Source organism: Rickettsia sp. TH2014 (genome assembly GCF_019249195.1).
GTDB lineage: Bacteria > Pseudomonadota > Alphaproteobacteria > Rickettsiales > Rickettsiaceae > Rickettsia > Rickettsia felis.
In genome coordinates this window covers 1-3,457 of record NZ_MXAX01000022.1, presented here as the reverse complement: position 1 = coordinate 3,457, position 3,457 = coordinate 1, and the positions used below count along the sequence as shown (strand labels likewise).

Genomic DNA, 3,457 nt, shown 5'->3' with positions numbered 1-3,457 from the left:
GTAAGATTAAATCTCAACTATTACACTTAATACGTGAGCACCACAGCTCTTGTAGGATGACGTAGCCAGTTTTTGAAGTTCATCAAGTATACACCTCTTCTGCCTGCTCTAAATCTTCCTTTAACTCACTATCTTCTTCGCTTTCAGAAGTTTCAGCAATTAAAGAGACAGATACGACTTTTTCACCTTCATCTAGCTTAAATAGGATTACGCCGCTAGTGTTACGTCCCGTAATACGCACTGACTCAAGTTTACAGCGAATTAACTTACCGCTATTGGTGATCAGCATTAGCTCATCATCCATTTTAACCGGCATAACACCGACGACTAAACCGGTTTTGTCGTTAATATCCATATTGATTATACCGCTGCCGCCACGGTCAGTAATTCTATAGCCATAAGCCGAGCTTCTTTTACCAAAACCGTTCTCTGTAACCGTCAAGATAAATTCTTCGGAATTCGCCATTTCTAAAATAGAATCTGCAGTCAAAGTTACACTTAACTCTTCAAGGTTAAACTTCTCACCTTTAGCAATCTCAAGCCTTTTTTCCCATGGCACTGTTAAATAAGCATCTCTATCCTCTTTTGTACTGCTGATGCCTTTAAGCACGGTCATAGAAATTACCGAATCCTCTTTAGCAAGTTTCATACCTCGCACTCCGTCGGAAGTACGGCTCTTAATAACACGCAGCGATCCAACAGGGAATCTTAAAGCTTTACCGGCTTTGGTTGCAAGTAAAATATGCTCGTCTTCTTTACATGGTTTTACGTCTATTAATTTATCATCCTCATCAAGCCTAATAGCAATTTTGCCGTTCGACTGAATTTTTTTGAAATCTAATAAATCGCTTCTTCTGATGTTACCCTTGGCAGTTGCGAACATAATATTTAAATTATCCCACTCATCCTGATTTTCAGGTAGCGGCATAATATTTGTAATATGCTCATTTTCTTTCAACGATAATATATTAACCATTGGTCTTCCTTTACCTTGCGGATTACTTAAAGGTAATTTATATAATTTTAAACTATATACCTGACCTATATTTGAGAAGAACAACATTGGCGTGTGAGTACTACCGACAAAAACTTGCGTGGTAATATCTTCATCACGCATTGAGAGCCCTGATCTACCTTTACCGCCACGTTTTTGCGAACGATAGCTACTTAGAGGTACACGCTTGATATACCCGCCAAGCGTTACGGTTACAACCATCTCTTCACGTTGAATTAAATCTTCTATATCTTGATCAAATTCGCCGAATTCAATTGAAGTAAGACGAGGAGTCGCAAATTCTTCTTTAACTTTAATTAACTCTTCCTTTAAAATCTCAAGCAACCTTGTGCGAGAGCCAAGTATATTAAGGTACTCGGCAATTTCCGTAGCGAGGTTCTTTAAGTCCTCTTCAAGCTTGTTTTTCTCCATAGCGGTTAGACGTTGTAGTCTCATCTCTAAGATTGCCTTAGCCTGCACCTCAGTAAAGCTACATTTGCCTTGCACATTTAACATTGCTTTATCATCAACTAGCTTCACAAGCGGTAGAATATTTAACGCATCCCAGCTGCGTGCCATTAATTCTTGTTTAGCTGCATTTGGATCATTTGAAGCTTTGATAATACGTATTATTTCATCGATATTACTAACGGCAATGGTTAACCCTAGTAAAATATGCGCTCTATCTCTTGCTTTATTTAGCAAATATATAGTACGGTTAGTAATTACCACTTCCCTAAAACTAACGAAAGCCGCAATTACTTCTTTCAAATTCATCACTTTCGGTAGTCCGTCTTTAAGAGCAAGCATAATAACACCGAAACTAGTTTGTAGCTGCGTACATGCGTATATTTGATTTAAGACTACCTCAGCAACTACGTCTTTCTTTAACTCAATGAAAATTCTTACACCGTTTTTATTCGATTCGTCACGTAAATCACTTATACCCTCAATACGTTTCTCTTTAACCATCTCAGCAATCTTTTCAACAAGTCTTGCTTTATTTATCATATACGGTATTTCGGTAATAATAATTGCTTGACGGTTATTACCGATATTCTCAATCTCGGCTCGACCTCGCATAATTATACTACCTCTACCAGTAAGATATGCCGATCTAATACCGCTAATGCCTAAAATCATTGAACCTGTAGGAAAATCTGGTCCTTTAACGACTTCGAGTAAATCTAATATTTCTATATCGTTATTATCTATATATAAACAACAAGCCTCGATAACCTCACCTAAATTGTGCGGAGGGATATTAGTTGCCATACCGACCGCAATACCTCCGCTACCGTTAACCAATAAATTGGGAAACATTGCAGGAAGTACGGAAGGCTCTTCTTCAGAACCATCGTAATTAGGGTTAAAGCTGACAGTCTCTTTATCGATATCCTCTACAAGCTTATGCGAAACTTTGGCCATTCGAGATTCGGTATATCTCATTGCCGCCGCCGCATCACCGTCCATCGAGCCGAAATTACCTTGCCCGTCTACAAGCGGTAAACGCAAGGAAAAATCTTGTGCCATACGTACTAACGAGTCGTAAATAGCACTATCACCGTGCGGATGGTATTTACCCATCACGTCACCGACTATTCTTGCGGATTTTCTATAAGGTTTGCTAGCATGATTACCGGCTTCATGCATAGAATAGATAATTCGGCGATGTACCGGCTTTAAGCCGTCCCGAACATCCGGTATAGCTCTACTTACTATAACACTCATAGCATAATCAAGATAAGATACTTTCATCTCATCTTCGATATTTACCGGTACTAAATTAGAAAAATTTTGATCACTCACGATTACTTAGCCTTAAATTTAATTTAATGAATTATATTTAATTATAGAGACATAATAAATTTCTTTCAAGGACTGCTTGTATTTACTTTGTGCTTTGAAAGGCAGTATTAAAATTCTTTTAGAAAGGAGTTTTAAATAATGTGTAGCCAAGATAAAAGGAGATTTTTATTTTGGCTACTAATTTAATTTTATCCTAAACTTTCTACACAATTATTATTTTCTATACTAGTATCACTTTGAAACTCATAGAATGCATTAGCCAAACTTATTGCTTCATATAATAGGTTATTCTCTGATTCTATGTCTAATTCCTTATTGATGCACCACTCATTTATATTTTCGTTATAGATAAATAAATCTTTAGCTGATGATTCTAATTCATTTAAATCATTGCTAGAGAATCTGTTTTTACTTAAATCATTGTTAATTCTATTAATTAAATATCCTCTTTCTATTAATAGCTTTAGCAAGCCATATTCACCAAATAAGTGTGTTGTTCCTACACAACATACAATATCTTTATTATATTCTTTAAAGTAATGATCTATTTTAGTTATCCATGCTGTGTTACGTTGTTTAATGAGCAGTGTATCATCTGATGGGATCATATCTGTCAACATATGCCCGGTCGTGCCTCCGTATTGCAGTTTAGAG

2 protein-coding genes are annotated in these 3,457 nt (G+C 36.7%); both read right to left on the bottom strand.

All coding sequences use genetic code 11. The features are described from left to right. Positions 1 to 82: 82 nt before the first annotated feature. Positions 83 to 2,803, bottom strand: a complete 2,721-nt coding sequence (gene gyrA, locus KYQ89_RS00285) for a DNA topoisomerase (ATP-hydrolyzing) subunit A (protein WP_218459809.1) — start codon at positions 2,801 to 2,803, stop codon at positions 83 to 85. Between the two features lie 188 nt (positions 2,804 to 2,991). Further along, a partial coding sequence (locus KYQ89_RS00280) for a TraB/GumN family protein (protein WP_218459808.1) occupies positions 2,992 to 3,457 on the bottom strand: 466 nt, incomplete at its 5' end.